This is a genomic window from Magnetospirillum sp. ME-1, from assembly GCF_002105535.1.
In the GTDB taxonomy this organism is placed as follows: Bacteria; Pseudomonadota; Alphaproteobacteria; order Rhodospirillales; family Magnetospirillaceae; genus Phaeospirillum.
The window spans coordinates 348,660-365,799 of the sequence record NZ_CP015848.1; the positions used below are offsets into that span (position 1 = coordinate 348,660).

The 17,140-nt window shown below is 66.0% G+C and carries 15 protein-coding genes; 6 read left to right on the forward strand and 9 right to left on the reverse strand.

Going from position 1 to position 17,140, the window contains the following annotated elements; translation table 11 throughout:
* The first annotated feature begins 288 nt into the window (after positions 1–288).
* Positions 289–645 (forward strand): helix-turn-helix domain-containing protein, encoded by a 357-nt coding sequence (locus WV31_RS01425; RefSeq protein WP_172821976.1) that lies wholly within the window; start codon positions 289–291, stop codon positions 643–645.
* On the opposite strand, the gene queG is transcribed toward WV31_RS01425, so the two are convergent.
* Genes queG through rfaE1 form a run of 3 tightly spaced genes read right to left on the reverse strand, consistent with a single transcriptional unit; the run spans position 610 to position 3,591 of the window.
* A complete protein-coding gene (queG, locus tag WV31_RS01430) occupies positions 610–1,665 on the reverse strand; it encodes a tRNA epoxyqueuosine(34) reductase QueG (protein ID WP_085371998.1) in 1,056 nt (351 codons plus the stop codon). The genes WV31_RS01425 and queG overlap by 36 nt on opposite strands.
* The gene (gene queF / locus WV31_RS01435) at positions 1,662–2,117 is read right to left on the reverse strand and encodes a preQ(1) synthase (protein WP_085371999.1); all 456 of its coding nucleotides are present in this window, start codon (positions 2,115–2,117) and stop codon (positions 1,662–1,664) included. The genes queG and queF overlap by 4 nt, the downstream gene beginning before the upstream one ends.
* Before the next feature lies 1 nt (position 2,118).
* Positions 2,119–3,591, reverse strand: coding sequence for a D-glycero-beta-D-manno-heptose-7-phosphate kinase (rfaE1, locus tag WV31_RS01440; protein ID WP_085372000.1), 1,473 nt, complete (start codon positions 3,589–3,591; stop codon positions 2,119–2,121).
* Between the two features lie 526 nt (positions 3,592–4,117).
* Here rfaE1 and WV31_RS01445 point away from each other — a divergent pair.
* Positions 4,118–5,812, forward strand: coding sequence for a methyl-accepting chemotaxis protein (locus WV31_RS01445; protein WP_085372001.1), 1,695 nt, complete (start codon positions 4,118–4,120; stop codon positions 5,810–5,812).
* 44 nt (positions 5,813–5,856) lie between these two features.
* Here WV31_RS01445 and WV31_RS01450 read toward each other — a convergent pair whose 3' ends face one another.
* Positions 5,857–6,591, reverse strand: a complete 735-nt coding sequence (locus WV31_RS01450; RefSeq protein WP_237051435.1) for a metallophosphoesterase family protein — start codon at positions 6,589–6,591, stop codon at positions 5,857–5,859.
* A gap of 146 nt (positions 6,592–6,737) precedes the next feature.
* Between WV31_RS01450 and WV31_RS01455 the strand changes: the two genes are divergently transcribed.
* The 4 genes from WV31_RS01455 to WV31_RS01470 are packed head-to-tail and all read left to right on the forward strand — an operon-like array spanning position 6,738 to position 10,862.
* Positions 6,738–8,069, forward strand: a complete 1,332-nt coding sequence (locus WV31_RS01455) for a hypothetical protein (RefSeq protein WP_085372003.1) — start codon at positions 6,738–6,740, stop codon at positions 8,067–8,069.
* Positions 8,069–9,328 carry a hypothetical protein gene (locus WV31_RS01460; protein WP_085372004.1) on the forward strand — a complete coding sequence of 420 codons (1,260 nt, stop codon included), beginning with the start codon at positions 8,069–8,071 and terminating at the stop codon, positions 9,326–9,328. The genes WV31_RS01455 and WV31_RS01460 overlap by 1 nt, the downstream gene beginning before the upstream one ends.
* Positions 9,325–10,068, forward strand: coding sequence for an ABC transporter ATP-binding protein (locus tag WV31_RS01465; RefSeq protein ID WP_085372005.1), 744 nt, complete (start codon positions 9,325–9,327; stop codon positions 10,066–10,068). The genes WV31_RS01460 and WV31_RS01465 overlap by 4 nt, the downstream gene beginning before the upstream one ends.
* A 26-nt stretch (positions 10,069–10,094) precedes the next feature.
* Positions 10,095–10,862: an ABC transporter permease gene (locus WV31_RS01470; protein WP_085375419.1), complete on the forward strand. Its 768-nt coding sequence runs from the start codon at positions 10,095–10,097 to the stop codon at positions 10,860–10,862.
* A gap of 3 nt (positions 10,863–10,865) precedes the next feature.
* Here the strand turns inward: WV31_RS01470 and WV31_RS01475 are convergent, their stop codons facing one another.
* The 5 genes from WV31_RS01475 to gcvPA all read right to left on the reverse strand — a co-directional run bounded on the left by WV31_RS01475 (position 10,866) and on the right by gcvPA (position 17,137).
* Entirely contained in the window at positions 10,866–11,531 is a 666-nt protein-coding gene (locus WV31_RS01475; RefSeq protein WP_085372006.1) for a class I SAM-dependent methyltransferase, read from the reverse strand.
* A complete protein-coding gene (ubiA, locus tag WV31_RS01480; RefSeq protein WP_085372007.1) occupies positions 11,528–12,442 on the reverse strand; it encodes a 4-hydroxybenzoate octaprenyltransferase in 915 nt (304 codons plus the stop codon). The genes WV31_RS01475 and ubiA overlap by 4 nt, the downstream gene beginning before the upstream one ends.
* A 47-nt stretch (positions 12,443–12,489) precedes the next feature.
* The gene (locus tag WV31_RS01485; RefSeq protein ID WP_237051436.1) at positions 12,490–14,163 is read right to left on the reverse strand and encodes an EAL domain-containing protein; all 1,674 of its coding nucleotides are present in this window, start codon (positions 14,161–14,163) and stop codon (positions 12,490–12,492) included.
* A 131-nt stretch (positions 14,164–14,294) separates the two neighbouring features.
* Positions 14,295–15,788, reverse strand: a complete 1,494-nt coding sequence (gene gcvPB / locus WV31_RS01490; protein ID WP_085372009.1) for an aminomethyl-transferring glycine dehydrogenase subunit GcvPB — start codon at positions 15,786–15,788, stop codon at positions 14,295–14,297.
* A complete protein-coding gene (gcvPA, locus tag WV31_RS01495) occupies positions 15,788–17,137 on the reverse strand; it encodes an aminomethyl-transferring glycine dehydrogenase subunit GcvPA (RefSeq protein WP_085372010.1) in 1,350 nt (449 codons plus the stop codon). The genes gcvPB and gcvPA overlap by 1 nt, the downstream gene beginning before the upstream one ends.
* Positions 17,138–17,140: the final 3 nt, after the last annotated feature.

Consider the following 17,140-nt stretch of genomic DNA (forward strand, 5'->3'; position numbering starts at 1 on the left):
GAACCCAGAACGGCACTGCCGCGGAATCAGGGGTTCGAACGCCCCGGTTGCATTGTCTTCTGTCACATTTACACAATAAATTAACAGCGCATCCTAGAATCCTTAAATATAACTTTCGGGTTTCCGATACTTGCCGAGTTTCGGGTTGCTTGCCTTACCAATTCCGACTATGCACGGGGAAGGGTAGCCATGCCTGATACAACGAAGCAGCCGCAACTTCATGGCGGTTTAACAAGAGATCGTTCGAACACTATGCCGATAACTGCCGGGGCCAAAGCTGCCCGCCCGATGAATCGCGCAAACGACACCGACAAGCACGTGGGCAGCCGCATTCGAGAGCGCCGCATCATGCTGGGCCTGTCGCAGCAGCAGATGGCCGACCTGATCGGCGTCACCTACCAGCAGGCCCACAAATACGAGCGCGGCATCAACCGCATCTCGGCCGGACGGCTGTTCGAGATCGCCCAGGTCCTGGGCGTTCCCGTGGGCTTCTTCTACGAAGGGCTGGAGAACCGGCGCGGCAGCGATCTTTCCGCCCGCCAGCGCATGTGCCTGGAACTGGCCCGCAACTTCACGTCCATCACCAACGAACGCCACCAGGAAGCCCTGTCACAGCTGGCCCGGGCCCTGGCGTCCGAGGACTGACAAGGCCCAGCGGGCCGCATCGCGGATGAGCGGCGACGGATCATCGCGCCGCCGCTCCGCCTCGCCTTGCAGCTCAACGCGCCGGCTGTTGCCGATGGCGATCATCACCCCGGCCATGAACCGTTCGTAACCGGCCCGCTTGACCGGCGAGGCGGTGAATACCTCGCGGAAACCCGCCTCGTCCAGCCGGGCCAGATCGGCCAGCTTCGGCGCGGTGAGCTCGACGCGGGGCAGGAAGTCGGGCTCGCGGGTCGGGGGGGCGAACTTGTTCCACGGACAGGCCGCCATGCAATCGTCGCAGCCATAGAGACGATTGCCCAGTCCGGGGCGCAATTCCTCGGGCACCGGGCTCTTGCTCTCGATGGTCAGGTACGAGATGCAGCGCCGGGCGTCCATGCGCCCCTCGCCGTCCAGGGCGTTGGTGGGGCAGGCCTCGACGCAGGCCCGGCACGAGCCGCAATGATCGCTCTCAGGCCGGTCGGGCTCGATCTCCAGGGTGGTGAACACCTCGGCCAGGAACAGCCACGAGCCGAAGCGCCGGGAGACGATGTTGGTATGCCGCCCGCGCCAGCCCAGCCCACCCTGCATGGCCAGGGGCTTTTCCATCACCGGGGCGGTATCGACGAACACCTTCAGCTCGCAATCCCAGATCTCCGCCATCCAGCGGCCCAGGGCCTTCAGGCGCCGTTTGACCAGGTCGTGGTAGTCGCGGTTGCGGGCATAGACGCTGACATTGCCGCGCTCGGGCATACGGGTGAGCTTCAAGGGGTCGCCGGCCGGCGCGTAATTGGTGCCCAGCACGATCACCGACCGGGCCTCGGGCCACAGGACTTTCGGATCGGCCCGGCGCCCGGCGGTTTCGGCCATCCATTGCATGGTGCCGTGACGCCCTTCGGCCACATAGGCATCCAGGCTTTCCTTCCACTCGGGCAGCCCCTCGGCACGGGCGAAGCCCACGTCGGAGAAGCCAAGCTCAAGCGCCTTGGCGCGAATCTGGGATTTGACGTCCGCCCCGGTCATCCCCGGCCGCGATAGCCGGCCACGCCCTGGTCGGGCAGCCACAGGCCCTCGGGCGCCGGGCCGGTCTGCCAGAACACGTCGATGGGAATGCCGCCGCGGGGATACCAATAGCCGCCGATGCGCAGCCACTTGGGCCGGCAGGCCGCCACCAGCCGCTTGGCGATGGCGATGGTGCAATCCTCGTGGAAGGCGCCGTGGTTGCGGAAACTCCCCAGGAACAGCTTCAAGGACTTGCTTTCCACCAGCGCGCCCTCCGGCGCGTAATCGATGACCAGCTGGGCGAAATCAGGCTGGCCGGTGATGGGGCACAGCGAGGTAAACTCGGGCGCGGTGAAGCGCACCAGATACAGCGTGCCCGGATGGGGATTGGGCACCGTCTCCAGCACCGCCTTGTCCGGGTCTTCCGGCAGGACGGTGGACCGGCCGAGCTGGGTGAGGTTCAAATCAGCCATCTCAGTGCCCGTTGCCGTTCATCTTCCGGATGGTGTTGGTGGTGCTCTGGCCGTCCACCAGTTCGGCCAACACCACCTTGCCGCCCCACGACTGCACCAGGTCGGCGCCCACCACCTTGTCGATGGTGTAGTCGGCGCCCTTGACCAGCACGTCGGGCTTGAGCACGCCGATCACCTCCAAGGGCGTATCCTCGCCGAAGATCACCACCAGATCGACGGTGGCCAGCGACGACAGCACGGTGGCGCGCGACGCCTCCGACTGCACCGGGCGGGTCGGCCCCTTGAGGCGCTGCACCGAGGCGTCGGAATTGAGCCCCACCACCAGCTTGTCGCAGGCCGCCTTGGCCTGGGCCAGAATCGAGACGTGGCCGGGATGCAGCAGGTCGAAGCAGCCGTTGGTGAAGCCCACCTTGTGGCCCTTGCGCCGCCAGCGATCGACCATCTCGGCGGCGGCCGCCGCCGGAACGATCTTGGAATCGCCCAGCATCAAATCCTCGTGATGCAGCGCCGCCACCAGTTCGTCGGCATAGGCCACGGCGGTACCCACCTTGCCGACCACGATGCCGGCGGCCACATTGGCCAGATGGGCGGCCTCGGGCAGGGTGGCGCCCGACGCCAGGGCGGCGGCAAGGGTGGCGACCACGGTATCGCCGGCCCCCGACACGTCGAACACCTCGCGCGCCTCGGCCGGCAGGTGGTTGATCCGGCCGCTGGAATGGACCAGGGTCATGCCGTCCTGGCTGCGGGTGACCAGCACCGCCTCGAAGCCGCAGGTGTCGATGAGATGGCGGGCGGCGGCGACCACGTCGTCATCGCTGTCCACCGCCATGCCGGTGGCCTCGTGCAGCTCCTTGCGGTTGGGCGTCACCAGGGTCGCCCCGGCATAGATGGTGTAATCGGTGCCCTTGGGATCGACGATCACCGGCTTGCCCGCCGCCTTGGCGCGGCGGATCAGCTCGCCGGCGACGGGGGCGGCCAGCACGCCCTTGCCGTAATCGGACAGCACCACCACCCCGGCCTTGGGCAGCAGACGCTCGACCCGGGTCAGCAACTGGTCGCGGATGGATTCGTCCACCGGGCTGCGCGATTCGCGGTCGGCGCGCAGCAATTGCTGGTGCGAGGCGAAGAAGCGGGTCTTGATGGTGGTCTGGCGGCCGGGCTCGACCACGATGCAGGGGTCGATCTCGCCATGCTCGCCCACCAGCCGGGTGACCTCGCGCCCGGCGGCGTCGTCGCCCACCACCGACACGAAGGCCGGGGCGGCGCCCACCGCCACCAGATTGCGCACCACGTTGCCGGCCCCGCCCAGCATGGCGGTTTCGCGCTCGATGCAGAGCACGGGGATAGGCGCCTCGGGAGAGATGCGCTCCACCGCGCCGTAGACGAAGCGGTCCAGCATGGCGTCGCCGATGCACAGCACCATGATGTCGCGGAGCTTTTCGACGCGTTCGACGAGAGCGGAAAGTTCGGTCATGAATCCCGGTTCCTTGGTGGCTTGATGCCTGCTAACCCAACGGCCGCCGCCATGCAAGAGATAATGCCGCCCCTCTTTCGCCCTTCCGCTCCGCCACGCCCTTTTGACGGGATCAAGTCATACCATGGGCAGGCGCAATGCGTTATTTAAAGCAATTCAAATTCGCCAGCAGAAATAAACACCACAGAAACAATCAATGAAATATTTATATGATCTACGAAGATTATATGCACAAGTTACCTGCAGACAACAATTAAACGAACAATGCGCATAATGCGCATGTCTATAAAAACTCGCACTCAAGTTCAAATTTACAATTTGACTACAACCTTACATTTTCCTGTCAACAATGACATGGTGATTTCGAGATTCAGTCGCACTGTATGCATTTTAATATTTACACATACAGAAATGCCCGTATACTGCGCCCCCGCACGCCCCGTCACGCCAGCCTGGAGTCGTACGGGCATACGCGCACACGGGAAATCCGGAACCAGAAACACTCGACGGAAGCAGGGAAACCACCATGACCACGTGGATTCAGGACCTCAGGCTGCTGTACAAGATCGCCCTGCCCGTCGGCATTCTGCTGCTGGCCATGGCCGTGATTTCGGCCGCCTCCCTCATAAGCATCGACGATTTGAATGACGTCGCCCATCAGGCCACGGATGTGAGCGCCAAGCGGCTGGAAATGTCGCAGGAGATCGAATCCGAGATCAACAACGCGGCGGTCAACGAAAAGAACGCCATCCTGGAATCCACCGATGACGGCATCAAGCTCTACGTGGACAGTTACAGGCACAGCATCGGCGAGGCGATCAAGGCCGCCGATACGCTGATCGCCCTGTCCGACACCCCCGAGCGGCGCGCCATCAACCAAAGCCTCAAGGAGAAGCTGCTGGACTACGACCGCACCATCCAGCAGGTTCTGACGCACGCCATCGCGCACGACAATGACGCCGCCTTCACCCTGTCCGCCACCGAAGGCCGGGCCAAGCGTCAGGCCCTGCGCGCTCAACTCGACGCGCGCGTCGCCGCCAACCGCGCCGACATGGAGCGGGCGGAGCAGACCATGACCGAGGAGGCCAGCCACGCCACCCTCACCCTGTCCATGGTCATGACCATCGGCGTCAGCATCTCGCTGAGCTTCCTGTGGTGGATCGTCTCCACCAATGTGGTCGGGCCGTTCAGCCGCATCACCCACGCCATGGAAAGCCTGGCCAAGGGCAATCTCGACACCGCCGTCGAAGGAGTCAGGCGCAGGGACGAGGTCGGGACCCTGGCCCGCTCGCTTCAGGTCTTCAAGGACAACGCCATCGAGCGCAAGCGCCTGGAAGAGCGCGAAAAGGCCGAAACCGCCATCCGCGAAGCCCGCCAGAACCGTATCGCCGAAGCGACCCGCCGGTTCGACGGAATCGTCGTCGGCCTGATCAACCGGATCAAGACGGCCGCCGAACACCTGAACGGTTCGGCCAACACCCTGTCAGCCAACGCCGAGCAGACCCAGATGCAAAGCTCCACCGTCGCGGCCGCCACCGATGAGGCGACCGCCAATGTGGAGACCGTCTCGGCCGCCGGCTCACAGTTGACCGCATCGATTCACGAAATTTCCCGCCAGGTTCAGCAATCGGCCGCCATCACCAGGACGGCCTCGGAAGAGGCACAGGACGCCAACCGCAAGATTTCCGGCCTTGCCGAGGCCGCCCAGAAGATCGGTGACGTGGTCAGCCTGATCAACGATATCGCCAGCCAGACCAACCTGCTGGCGCTCAACGCCACCATCGAAAGCGCCCGCGCCGGCGAAGCGGGCAAGGGCTTCGCCGTGGTGGCCAACGAGGTCAAGCATCTCGCGGGCCAGACCGCTCGCGCGACCGACGAGATCGCCCAGCAGATTGCCGCCGTCCAGGAGGAAACCCAGGCCGCCGTGGTCTCCATCGGCAGCATTTCGTCCACCATCCAGCAGATCAACCAATTGACCACCACCATCGCCGGCGCCGTCGAGGAACAGGGCGCCGCCACCGGTGAAATCGCCCGCAACGTGGAGGAGGCGTCCAAAGGCACCCGCGAGGTGGCCACCAATATCGCCGGGGTGGCTCATGCCGCACGGGAAACCGGCCAGATGGCGCAGAGCGTCTTCAAGGCCGCCAACGACCTTCTGTCGGAAAGCCAGTCCCTCGAACGCGAAGTGGAAACCTTCCTGACGGAAGTGCGCGCCGCCTGACCTATTCCCCCGTTCCGGCGGCCCCACGAATGGAGCCGCCGGCGTCAGGTGCCGAGATAACGCCGCCCGGCGCCTTCGAGCACCAGCGCCGTCAGCCGGCCGGTCCGCCAGGCACCGGTATCGATGCCGATCCGATGGGGGCGTTCCTCGGGCTCGGACACCACGGTATGGCCATGGACCACCATCTTTTCCATGGACTCGCGCGCGCTCAGGAAAGGCTCCCTGATCCACATCAGGTCGTAGGGGTCCTGGCGGTCCAGCGCCACCCCCGGCCGCACCCCCGCGTGGGCGAACAGGTAGTCGCCCTCCTCGTACCGGGCGGGAATGGATGACAGGAAGCGCAGGTGATGGCCGGGCAGCGCCCGGTACAGCATCTTCTGCAAGCGGGGATAGTCATGGGCGAGAAGGCCGTCCACCTCGCCCACATAGGAGCGGATCGCCTCCAGCCCGCCGTTGCGGAACCAGCGCGGCCCCACCGAGAAATCGGCCAGGAACTGCAGCAGGATATCCTCGTGATTGCCGCGCAGGCAGACATAGCGCGCGCCGGCCAGCGGCCCCGTTTCCGGCGGGCCGGCGATCACCCGCTCGATGACGCCGCGCGAATCCGGCCCCCGGTCGATCAGGTCGCCGAGAAACACCACCACCACCCGCCCGCCGGGCGACTGGCCGGCGTCGTCCGCGATCCCGTCCAGCAGACGGTCCAGCAGATCGAGCCGCCCATGGACGTCGCCGATGGCGTAGACCCGGCTGCCGGGCGGCACCCGATGGGTTCGGCGCACAGATTCGTCTATCATTTCCACTAGGGCACAGACCTTGGCGATGGTACTTTTTTCCACCCAGGTAACCGGGTCTTTATATATGGCGGATCACAATGGGGGTTGCGACCGACTTTTGGGAATAGCGGCTCGCTGATAACGGGGTGCGTATGAACGCCAGCGCGTTCGGAGGAAGACAGCAGGAAGTCGTCACGCCGGAAAGCCTACTCTACGATGCTGCCGAACGCGTGGGCAGAATCCGCGAGGGCCGGGTGGGACTGCACCTGCATTTGTCCCGCCTTCTCCCGGCCAACCGGGAGGAGGGCCGCATCCGCATTGCCTTCCGCATGTTCGAATCCATGGTCGACGCCTATCGCGGCCAGATGTTCCTGATGACCAATTCGGACATCATCCTGATCTGCAAGGATGCCCGCTTCGCCGACCTGGACGCCATCGTCTACAAGCTGCGCGCCCTGTTCTCCACCGACCCCCTCACTTACGCCGAATCGCCCGACGGCGGCGACCGCTTCGTCAGCTATTACGACCTGGAAGCCGATTACGATTCCTTCTTCTCGCTGTGCGGGCAGATGGTGATCGATGCCAAGAAGTCCGTTGCCGACCAGCGCACCGCGCCGCAGATCCAGCCGCTGGACGCCAAGAACCTGACCCGGGTGCTCGAACGTATCGGCGCCACCGACATCGCCGGGGTGGTGCGGCGCCAGGCCTGCATCCGCATCAACGAGAACATGCACGCCGAGGTGGCCTTCCAGGAATTCTTCATGTCCATCATGGACCTGCAGAAGGCCCTGGCGCCCGACGTCAACATCTTGTCCAACCGCTGGCTGTTCCAGCACCTGTCCCAGGTCCTCGACCTGCGGGTGCTCTCCGTGCTGCAGGACGTGGGCTTCCGCAAGATGCCCACCGCCTTTTCCGTCAACCTCAACATGGCCACCGTGCAGACGCCGGTGTTCCAGCAGTTCGAGGCCGCCATCCGGGGCCGCGCCGGTCTGGTGGTGGAGTTCCAGCTCCTCGACATCTTCAACGATCTGGACGGCTTCTTCCGCGCCCGCGACCTGCTGCGCTCGCGCGGGCACCGCTCGGTGCTGGACGGCATGACGCCGGTGACGCTGCAATTCATGGACGCCGAGCTTTACGACACCGATTACGTCAAGGTGGCGTGGAGCAACGACATGCTCGACGACATCAAGACCGCCGAATTGCTGGCCGCCCTGGGACCGGTGGGCTTCGACCGGGTGATCCTGTCGCGCTGCGATTCCGAGACCTCTGTGTCGTGGGGCCTGGCCCAAGGCATCCGCATGTTCCAGGGCCGCTTCCTCGATTCCATGATCTCCGCCGTCACCATGGCCCAGTGCGAGAAGTCGTCCGCCTGCACCCTGCAGCAATGCACCCACCGCCACGCCGTCATCAACGGCCGGCCGCGCGCCGAATGCGGCGACAACGACATGCTCGACCTGTTCCCCGTCTTGAAGGCGTTGCGCTGATGATGAACGCGCCGCCCTCAGGGGGAATGCCCCGGCCCAACAGCCAGGAAAGCCTGCTGCTGGACTACGTCCACCGGCTGGAACGCCACCGCGCCGATCGCCGGGCGGTGCATGTGCATCTGTCGGGACTGCAGGCCCAGAACCGGCGCGAGCACCATACCCGCATCGCCGGCAACACCTTCGAGCAGCTGGTCAAGCTGATGCAGGCCCAGGTGTTCACCCTGGCCAACGCCGATCTGATGGTCATCTACAAGGCCCAGGCCCAGGACGAGGTCGAGGCCGCGGTGGTCAAGCTGCGCTTCCTGTTCTCCGACGACCCCCTGGTGATCGAGGAACAGCGCACCCGCCAGGCGCTGTTCTGCACCTGGTACTCGCTGGACCGCGAATACGACATGCTGCTGGCGCTCGCCCAGAAGATGGTCCAGGAGGAAAACGCCAAACGCAACGCCGCCTCGGAGCGCAAGGCCCAGGAAGCCAAGTTCCAGGCGCAAAAGCCCAAGGGCAGCCCGTTCACCCCGGAATTGCTGGCCCGGGTGGAAAGCTCCCTGGGTCAGGCGGACCTCGCCAACCTGATGCGCCGCCAGGCGGTGTGCGCCGTGGTGGGCAAATCGCCGCCCACCCCGGTCTTCCACGAGCTGTTCATCTCCATCGCCGATCTGCGCCAGACCCTGTTCCCCAGCGTCAACGTCAATTCCAGCCCCTGGCTGTTCCAGCAGCTGACCGAGACGCTGGACCGCCGCGTGCTTTCCATGCTGAACAAGCACGACGACCGCACCCTGGAAGGCGACATCAGCATCAACCTCAACGTCTCGACCATCCTGTCGCCCGAATTCCTGGTGTTCGACGACAACGTCAAGGCGGGCATGCGCGGCACCATCGTGCTGGAACTGCAGAAGGTGGACATCTTCGCCGATCTGGGCGGCTATCTCTTCGCGCGCGATTTCGCCCACGACCGCGGCTACCGTATCTGCATCGACGGCCTGACCTATTCGCAGTTGCCCTTCGTCGACCGCGAGCGCCTGGGCGCCGACCTGATCAAGCTGGTGTGGGACCCCTCGCTCACCGAGGAAAAGGACAAGAAGACCGAGGCGCTGCGCCGCATCGGCGTCACCCGCATCATCCTGTGCCGCTGCGACAACCAGGCCGGCATCGAATACGGCCATTCGGTGGGCATCACCCTGTTCCAGGGCCGCCACATCGAATCCATGGTCCAGGGCGATCCCCGCAAGCGGGGCCTCAGGGCGCGGCCGAGAGGTTGAGCGCCGTCATCGTCAGGTCCCTGTTCAAGAGCTTCGGTCCGGTCAGGGCCGTGGACGGTCTCGACTTCACCATCAGTGCCGGCTCGACCACCGCGCTGCTGGGCGGCAACGGGGCGGGCAAGACCACCACGCTGTCCATGCTGCTGGGCCTCCTGCTGCCCAGTTCGGGCTCCATCACCGTGCTGGGCGAGGACATGGTGCGGCACCGTTACCGCGTGCTGCCGCGCATGAACTTCTCCAGCCCCTATGTGGACCTGCCCCACCGCCTGACGGTACGCCAGAACCTGATCGTCTATGGCGGCCTCTACGGGGTGCCCCGTCTCAAGGACCGCATCGCCGAGCTTTGCGAAGAGCTGGAACTGGGCGAGTTCATCGACCGGCCGGCGGGCAAGCTGTCGGCGGGCCAGAAGACCCGCGTCGCCCTGGCCAAGGCGCTTTTGAACAAGCCCGACCTCCTGCTGCTGGACGAGCCCACCGCCTCGCTCGACCCCGATACCGCCGACTGGGTGCGGGGCTGGTTCCAGTCCTACCAGCAGGCCTCCGGCGCCACCATCGTGCTGGCGTCCCACAACATGACCGAGGTCGAACGCATGTGCGACCACGTCCTGATGATGAAGCAGGGCCGCGTCGTCGACCAGGGGTCGCCCGCCGACCTGATCGGACGCTTCGGCCGCTCCACCATGGAGGAGGTGTTCCTCGACATCGCCCGCGACCGGCAACGGCCGGAGGCGGCACCGTGAGCCTGTCGCTGCGCCGCATCGAAGCCATGTGCCTGCGCCACCTTTACATCCTCAAGGGCTCGTGGCCGCGTCTTCTGGAGATGGCCTACTGGCCCGCCGTCAACATGGTGGTGTGGGGCTTCACCAACCGCTTCTTCGCCGAGCACTCGTCCTGGGTGGCCCAGGCGGGCGGCATCCTGATCGGCGCGGTGCTGCTGTGGGACGTGATGTTCCGCGGCAATCTGGGGGTGGCGCTCAGCTTCCTCGAGGAGATGTGGTCGCGCAATCTGGGGCACCTGTCGGTCAGCCCCTTGCGCCCCCACGAACTGGTCGTCGCCATGCTGACCATGAGCCTGATCAGGACGGTGATCGGCGTGCTGCCCGCCGCAATCCTGGCCATTCCGCTCTACCACTACTCCATCTTCACGCTGGGCCTGCCCCTGGTGGCCTTCTGGGTCTGCCTGATGGTCAGCGGCTGGGCCATGGGCCTCGCGGTGTCGGCCCTGGTGCTGCGCTTCGGCCTGGGGGCGGAAAGTCTGGCCTGGGTGCTGATCTTCGCCATGGCGCCCTTGGCCGGCATCTACTACCCCATCAGCACCCTGCCCCACTGGCTGCAGCCGGTGGCCTGGGCCCTGCCCCCCGCCCATGTGTTCGAGGGCATGCGCGCCGTGGTGTTCGAGGGAACCATGCGCCTCGACCTGCTGGCCTCGGCGCTGGCGCTCAACGCCCTTTACCTGGCGCTCGGCGCCGGCCTGTTCCTGTGGGCCTGGCACGGGGCAAGGGTCAGGGGTGCGCTGCTGAACGTGGGCGAATAGACCTCAGCCGACGATCTTGAAGATGCCCACGTCGCGCTGGGCCTTGTCTTCCAGGTCCAGGCTGGTGATCACGGTGTAGTGGCCGACCCGCAGCAGACCGGTCTTGGGCAGGTAGGCGCGGCCCGGATCGGCCATCACCACCATGGCCCCCTCGGCGGCAAGGCTCACCAGCCACGGCCAGATATGCGCCGTCATGGGCGCCTCGTAGCAGACATCGCCGGCCATCACCACGTCCCAGCGGCAGGGACTGCCCACCACGTCGTCGGCCAGCACCTCCACATCGACGCCGTTCAGTTCGGCGTTGAGACGGATGGCGTAGCAGGCCATGGGGTCGATCTCGGCGGCCTCGACCCTGGCCGCCCCCACCTTGGCGGCGGCCAGGGCGGTCACCCCCGATCCGGCGGCGAAGTCCAGCACGCGCTTGCCGGCCACCAGTTCGGGATGGTCCAGCACCCAGCGGGTCAGCGCCTGGCCCCCCGCCCAGCAGAATGCCCAATAGGGCGGCGGCAGGTTGACGCGCAGCAGCGCCTCCTCCGTGGCTTCCCACAGGGGCGTCACCTCGGTCGCCGTCCACAGCTTGATCTCGGGACAGGCCGGCGGGTGCGACACTTCCGTGTTGGCGCGGATGAATTGGGAGGCGGCCTCAAAGGTGGCGGAGACGGGGGTCACAGCAGTTTCCCCGCCAAGATGGCCGCCAGGACCAGCCAGCCGAAATGGCGGTTGGACTTGAACTTGTCCAGGCAGTCGGCGCCGTCGTGGATGTCGACGGTCCTGATCTGCCACAGGAGGTGGCCGCCAGCCAGCGCGAGGCCCGGCCAGAACGCCCAGGAGAGATTGGCCGCCCACCCCGCCGCGCCGATCAGGGCCAGGGTCATGGGATAGAACAGCCACAGCCACGCCACCGTCTTGTCACCCAGGCGGAGCGCGGTGGACTTCACGCCGATCATGGCGTCGTCCTCCTTGTCCTGGTGGGCGTAGATGGTGTCGTAACCCAGCGTCCAGAACGGCCCGGCGGCATAGAGCAGCAGCGCGGGCAGGCCCATATGGCCGCTCACCGCCGCCCAGCCCAAAAGTGCGCCCCAATTGAAGGTCAGCCCCAGCCACGCCTGCGGCCAGTAGGTGATGCGCTTCATGAAGGGATAGGGAAACACCAGCAGCAGCGAGGCGATGCCCACGGCGATGGCGAAGTTGTTGAGCTGCATCAGCACGGCCAGGCCGATCAGCAATTGCAGCCCCAGGAAGGCCAGCGCCTGGGTGGGGCTGACCGCGCCCGACGGAATGGGGCGAGAGGCGGTGCGGGCCACGCGGCCGTCGAAGTCGCGGTCGGCCCAGTCGTTGAAGGTGCACCCGGCCCCCCGCATCACCACCGCGCCGACGGCGAACAGGGCGAACAGCCAGAGGTCGGGCCAGCCCGAACCGGCCAGCGCGATGCTCCACCAGCAGGGAAACAGCAGCAGCCACGTACCGATGGGCCGGTCGAGGCGCATCAGGCGGAAGTAGGGCCGGGCGGCGGCGGGAACGTAACGGTCGATCCAGTTGCCGACCGGTATGTCGCCCTGCAGGGTCTGGGACGTGCTCATCCCCCATGCTTATCTCAAAGCGGGGCGGGAGGAAACGGGTTTGCGCCCTATTTGGTGAAGTAGAGCAACCCTTGCTTCCACCCCAGCGTCGGAGTGCGCCAGGCGGTGCGGATGTCGTCAGACGACGGGCGGAGCGGCTTGCCGAAATACCAGCCCTGGCCGAAGCGCACCTTCAGCAGCTTCAGCAGATTGGCGGTCTCGGCGTCTTCCACGTATTCGGCGGTGGTGGTGACGCCCAGCTCGGTACACAGGCCGACGATGGCCTTGATGAACGAGACGTCCTCGTTGTTGCGCATGGCGTCCTTGATGTAGGAGCCGTCGATCTTGACGTTGTCCACCTTCAAGGCGCGCAGGTAGTGGAAGGCGGCATGGCCGGCGCCGAAATCGTCCAGGCAGACCTCGTGGCCCTGCTTGCGGATGATCTGGATGACGTCGTTGACCGCCTTCAGGTCGCGGACCTGGGCGGATTCGGTCATCTCGAACACCAGGCGCTTGCGCAGGTCCTTGGTGGTGGTGAGGATCTCCTTCAAGCGCCGCACCACCGTGGGATCGGACAGGGAATAGCCCGACAGGTTGACGGCGAACTTGAGCGATTCGTTGTTGGCGACACTGGACCGCATGAACCCGATGGCGCGCTCCAAAAGCGCCATGTCCAGCATGCCGACCATGCCGGTATCCTCGGCGAAGGTCACCGTCTCGTAGGGGGACTTGTTGTCCTCGCCCTTGAAGCGCACCAGACATTCGAAGTGGTGCACCACGCCGGTCCACAGATCGACGATGGGCTGGAACATCAGGTCGAAATCACCCCCCGTCACCGTGTTGCGCACGTCGTTCATCTGCTTGACGGTGGCCGACAGGCGGGGCTGCAGATCCTTCATCAGATCGGCGAGGTTGCCGCCGTTCTCGGCTTCCATGGCGAATCGGTTCAGCGTGTAGGTCAGCGCGCGCGCCGCTTCCTCGGGCGGCACGTCGGCCACGTCCAGCATCAAGGTAGCCAGCGTCGCCTGGATGGGCGGCGCGTCGGGCAGAACCACCGCCGCCTGGGTCACCGACTGGCTGATGGAATCGGCCGAGACCGAGGCCGAGTGCAGAACGCCGAACTTGCCGTCGTCCAGTTGGCCGACACCGTCGCCGCCCACCGACAGCGCTTTCAGCCTGTTCCCCAGTTCGGTGGCCAGAGCCTCCTGGGCCTCGGCATCGCCGGACAGGGCGTCGATCTTGGGCAACTCGACCAGAGTCAGCTGATAGGGGTCGTCCGGCGCCGCGCTTTCCAGCAGGCTGGCCGCCATGGCCTGGAAGCTGTCCTTGTCCAAAAGCCCGGTCTCACCCACCCGGTCTTCCTTGTGGGCGTGGAAACCGCCGGGATGGCCCAAGGCCACCATCAGGCGGTCGGGCGTGCTGGGATGGCGATAGCCCGACAGCGTCACCTCGGACGCCTTACCGTCGGGGCGCAGCACGCGAAGGACGGCGTTGCGCACCCTCTCCCCACCTGACATCTGCTTTAAGGCCTGGCTTAGCGCGGTATGGTCGTTGGGATGGATGATCCTGGCCAGGGGCTGGCCGGTCAGGGCCCGGGCGCCACGCCCCAACAACGCCATGGCGGCGCCCACCGCGAAAACGGTGTTGCCCTCATAATCCAGTTCCAGGAGAACGTCGGCGGCCGCGAATGCAAAGGCGACATACATGTCGCTCGACCGGCCGAGATCGTCCTTGTCCGCCATACCCATTCCCCTCGTGTCCTGGCTCAAAGCCTAGGCCAAAGGTTGGCGGCGGGCAAGTAAGTGTTGGTGTGATTCCGAACCGCTTTGTGATGGGGCGGAGGAGCCCTCCTCCGCCCCATGAACCTGTGGTTCTATTCCGCCGCCGGCTTCCAGCGCAGCACGGGCGTGCGCGCCGCCAGGGTCTCGTCCAGGCGCCGCCGGGGGGTCAGCCGCGGAGCCGCCTTGAACTCGTCGGCGGCACCGGCCTTGGCCTTAGCCGCAAGCCCCTTCACCACCCCGATATACTGGTCCAGGGTCTCCTTGGACTCGGTCTCGGTGGGCTCCATCAGCAGGGCGCCATGCACCACCAGCGGGAAGTACATGGTCATGGGATGGTAGCCCTCGTCGATCATCGCCTTGGCGAAATCCAGGGTGGTGACACCGGTGTCCTTGAGGAAGCGGTCGTCGAACAGCGCCTCGTGCATGCAGGGGCCCTCGAACGAGGCCGACAGGTCGTCCTTCAGCGAAGCCAGCAGGTAATTGGCGTTCAGCACCGCGTCCGAGGACGCCTGGCGCAACCCGTCCGAGCCCATGGACAGGATGTAGGCCAGCGCCCGGATGAACACGCCGAACTGGCCGTGGAAGCCCTTGACCCGGCCGAAGGGCTTGGCGCCGTCGCGCTTGCCCTCGACCATCTCCAGTCCCTTGGCCCCATGCACCACGTAGGGCACGGGGGCGAAGGGGGCCAGCGCCGCCGACAGCACGGTGGGACCGGCGCCGGGACCGCCGCCGCCGTGCGGCGTGGAAAAGGTCTTGTGCAGGTTGATGTGCATGGTGTCGATGCCGAGGTCAGCGATCTTCACCCGGCCGACGATGGCGTTAAAATTGGCGCCGTCGCAGTAGAAATAGGCTCCGGCCCCGTGCACGGCGGCCGCGATCTCGACGATCTCGGTCTCGAACAGGCCGCAGGTGTTGGGATTGGTCAGCATCAGGGCCGCCACGTCGGGGCCCAGCTTGGCCTTCAGGGCCGCCAGATCCACCCGCCCATTCTCCAGCGCCGGAATGGGGTCGACGGTGTAGCCGCACATGGCGGCGGAAGCCGGGTTGGTGCCGTGGGCGCTTTCCGGCACCAGGACGCGGCGGCGGTGTCCCTCGCCCTTGTCCTCGTGGGCGGCGCGGATGGCCATCAGGCCGCACCACTCGCCGTGGGCGCCGGCCGCCGGGCTCATGGCCACCGCCGGCATGCCGGTCAGCTCCTTCAGCCAATGGGCCAGTGTGTCGATCACCTCCAGCGCGCCCTGCACGGTCTTTTGCGGCTGCAGCGGATGCAGATCGGCGAGACCGGGCAGGCGGGCCACTTTCTCCGACAGGCGGGGGTTGTGCTTCATGGTGCACGAGCCCAGCGGGTAGAAGCCGGTGTCGATGCCGTAATTCTTCTGCGACAGGCGGGTGTAGTGGCGCACCACCTGGGGCTCGGACAGATCGGGCAGCGCCACGGGTCCGCGCCGGGGCGCGTCGCCCAGCCGTTCCAGGTCGAAGGGCGCCGGCTCGGGCAGGTCGATGGCGACAGAGCCGGGATTGTCCATCTCGAAGATCAGCTTCTCTTCGATCTGCAGCGCGCGGTTGCCGGAAATGGTCTCGCTCATCACACGGCCTCCTTCAGGGCGGCGACAAGCTTGTCCATGTCGTCCTCGGTGTTGGTTTCGGTGGCGGCCAGGATCAGCACCGACTTGAGCTCGGGGAAGCTGGGATAGAAGCGCGACGCCGGAACACCGGCCAGAATCCCCTTGTCCGCCAGGGCATCCACCACGGCGGCCGCATCCGTCTCGTCGCCCAGATGCACGGCGAACTCGTTGTAATAGCTTTGCGGCAGCACCCGCACACCCTTCACGGCCCGAAGCTTCTGCTCCAGCCTGGTGGCGGCCAGATGGTTCAGCTCGGCCAGACGGCCGAAGCCGGTGCCGCCCAGCATGGTCAGGTGGATGGAGAAGGCCAGGGCGCAGAGGCCCGAATTGGTGCAGATGTTGCTGGTGGCCTTCTCGCGGCGGATATGCTGCTCGCGGGTGGACAGGGTCAGCACCCAGCCGCGGCGGCCGTCCACGTCCACGGTCTGGCCGGCCAGACGGCCGGGCATCTGGCGCAGATATTTCTCGCGCGTGGCGAACAGGCCGAGGCCGGGACCGCCGAAATTTAGCCCCATGCCGAGGCTCTGCCCTTCGCACACCACGATGTCGGCCCCCATGGCGCCGGGGGATTCGATCAGGCCGAGGCTGGTGGGCTCGGCCACCATCACCACCAGCAGGGCGCCCGCCTCGTGGCAGAGCGCCGCCAGCGGCCGCAGGTCGCGCACCGTGCCGAAAAAGCCGGGATTCTGCACCACCACGCAGGCGGTCTTCGAATCCACCCTTCCGATCATGTCCTCCAGCCCCAGGGGGTCGGGGGGCAGGATGTCGGCTTCCATCTCGGTGTAGCGCAGCGAGGTTTCCACCGTCTCGGCGTAATGGGGATGCACCCCGCCCGAAACGATTACCTTGTTCCGCTTGGTGATGCGACACGCCATGATGGCCGCCTCGGCGGTGGCCGTGGCGCCGTCATACATGGAGGCGTTGGCCACATCCATGCCGGTGATGGTCGCCACCTGGGTCTGGAACTCGAACAGCACCTGCAGGGTGCCCTGGGAAACCTCGGGCTGGTAGGGCGTGTAGGCGGTGAGGAACTCGCCGCGCAACAGCAGCTGGTCCACCGCCGCCGGGATGTGGTGGCGATAGACGCCGGCTCCGATGAAGAAGGGGGCGCACCCCGCCGAGAGGTTCTTGCCGGCCATGCGGGTGAAGGCGCGCTCCACCTCCATCTCGCCCTGGTGGCGGGGAAGCGGCAACGGCTGGTCCAGGCGGGCGGACGGGGGCACGTCGCGGAACAGCTCGTCCACGCTTTTCGCCCCGATCACGTCGAGCATGGCGCGGCGGTCGGACTCGGTCAGCGGCAGGTAGCGCATGGG

Bases quoted from the DNA above. Each gene is read 5' to 3' on its own strand.
- WV31_RS01470 (WP_085375419.1), top strand. From the start codon at position 10,095: ATGTGCCTGCGCCACCTTTACATCCTCAAGGGCTCGTGGCCGCGTCTT.
- WV31_RS01455 (WP_085372003.1), top strand. From the start codon at position 6,738: ATGAACGCCAGCGCGTTCGGAGGAAGACAGCAGGAAGTCGTCACGCCG.
- gcvPB (WP_085372009.1), bottom strand. From the start codon at position 15,788: ATGAGCGAGACCATTTCCGGCAACCGCGCGCTGCAGATCGAAGAGAAG.
- WV31_RS01460 (WP_085372004.1), top strand. From the start codon at position 8,069: ATGATGAACGCGCCGCCCTCAGGGGGAATGCCCCGGCCCAACAGCCAG.
- ubiA (WP_085372007.1), bottom strand. From the start codon at position 12,442: ATGAGCACGTCCCAGACCCTGCAGGGCGACATACCGGTCGGCAACTGG.
- WV31_RS01425 (WP_172821976.1), top strand. From the start codon at position 289: ATGAATCGCGCAAACGACACCGACAAGCACGTGGGCAGCCGCATTCGA.
- WV31_RS01485 (WP_237051436.1), bottom strand. From the start codon at position 14,163: ATGGCGGACAAGGACGATCTCGGCCGGTCGAGCGACATGTATGTCGCC.
- queG (WP_085371998.1), bottom strand. From the start codon at position 1,665: ATGACCGGGGCGGACGTCAAATCCCAGATTCGCGCCAAGGCGCTTGAG.
- queF (WP_085371999.1), bottom strand. From the start codon at position 2,117: ATGGCTGATTTGAACCTCACCCAGCTCGGCCGGTCCACCGTCCTGCCG.
- rfaE1 (WP_085372000.1), bottom strand. From the start codon at position 3,591: ATGACCGAACTTTCCGCTCTCGTCGAACGCGTCGAAAAGCTCCGCGAC.
- gcvPA (WP_085372010.1), bottom strand. From the start codon at position 17,137: ATGCGCTACCTGCCGCTGACCGAGTCCGACCGCCGCGCCATGCTCGAC.
- WV31_RS01445 (WP_085372001.1), top strand. From the start codon at position 4,118: ATGACCACGTGGATTCAGGACCTCAGGCTGCTGTACAAGATCGCCCTG.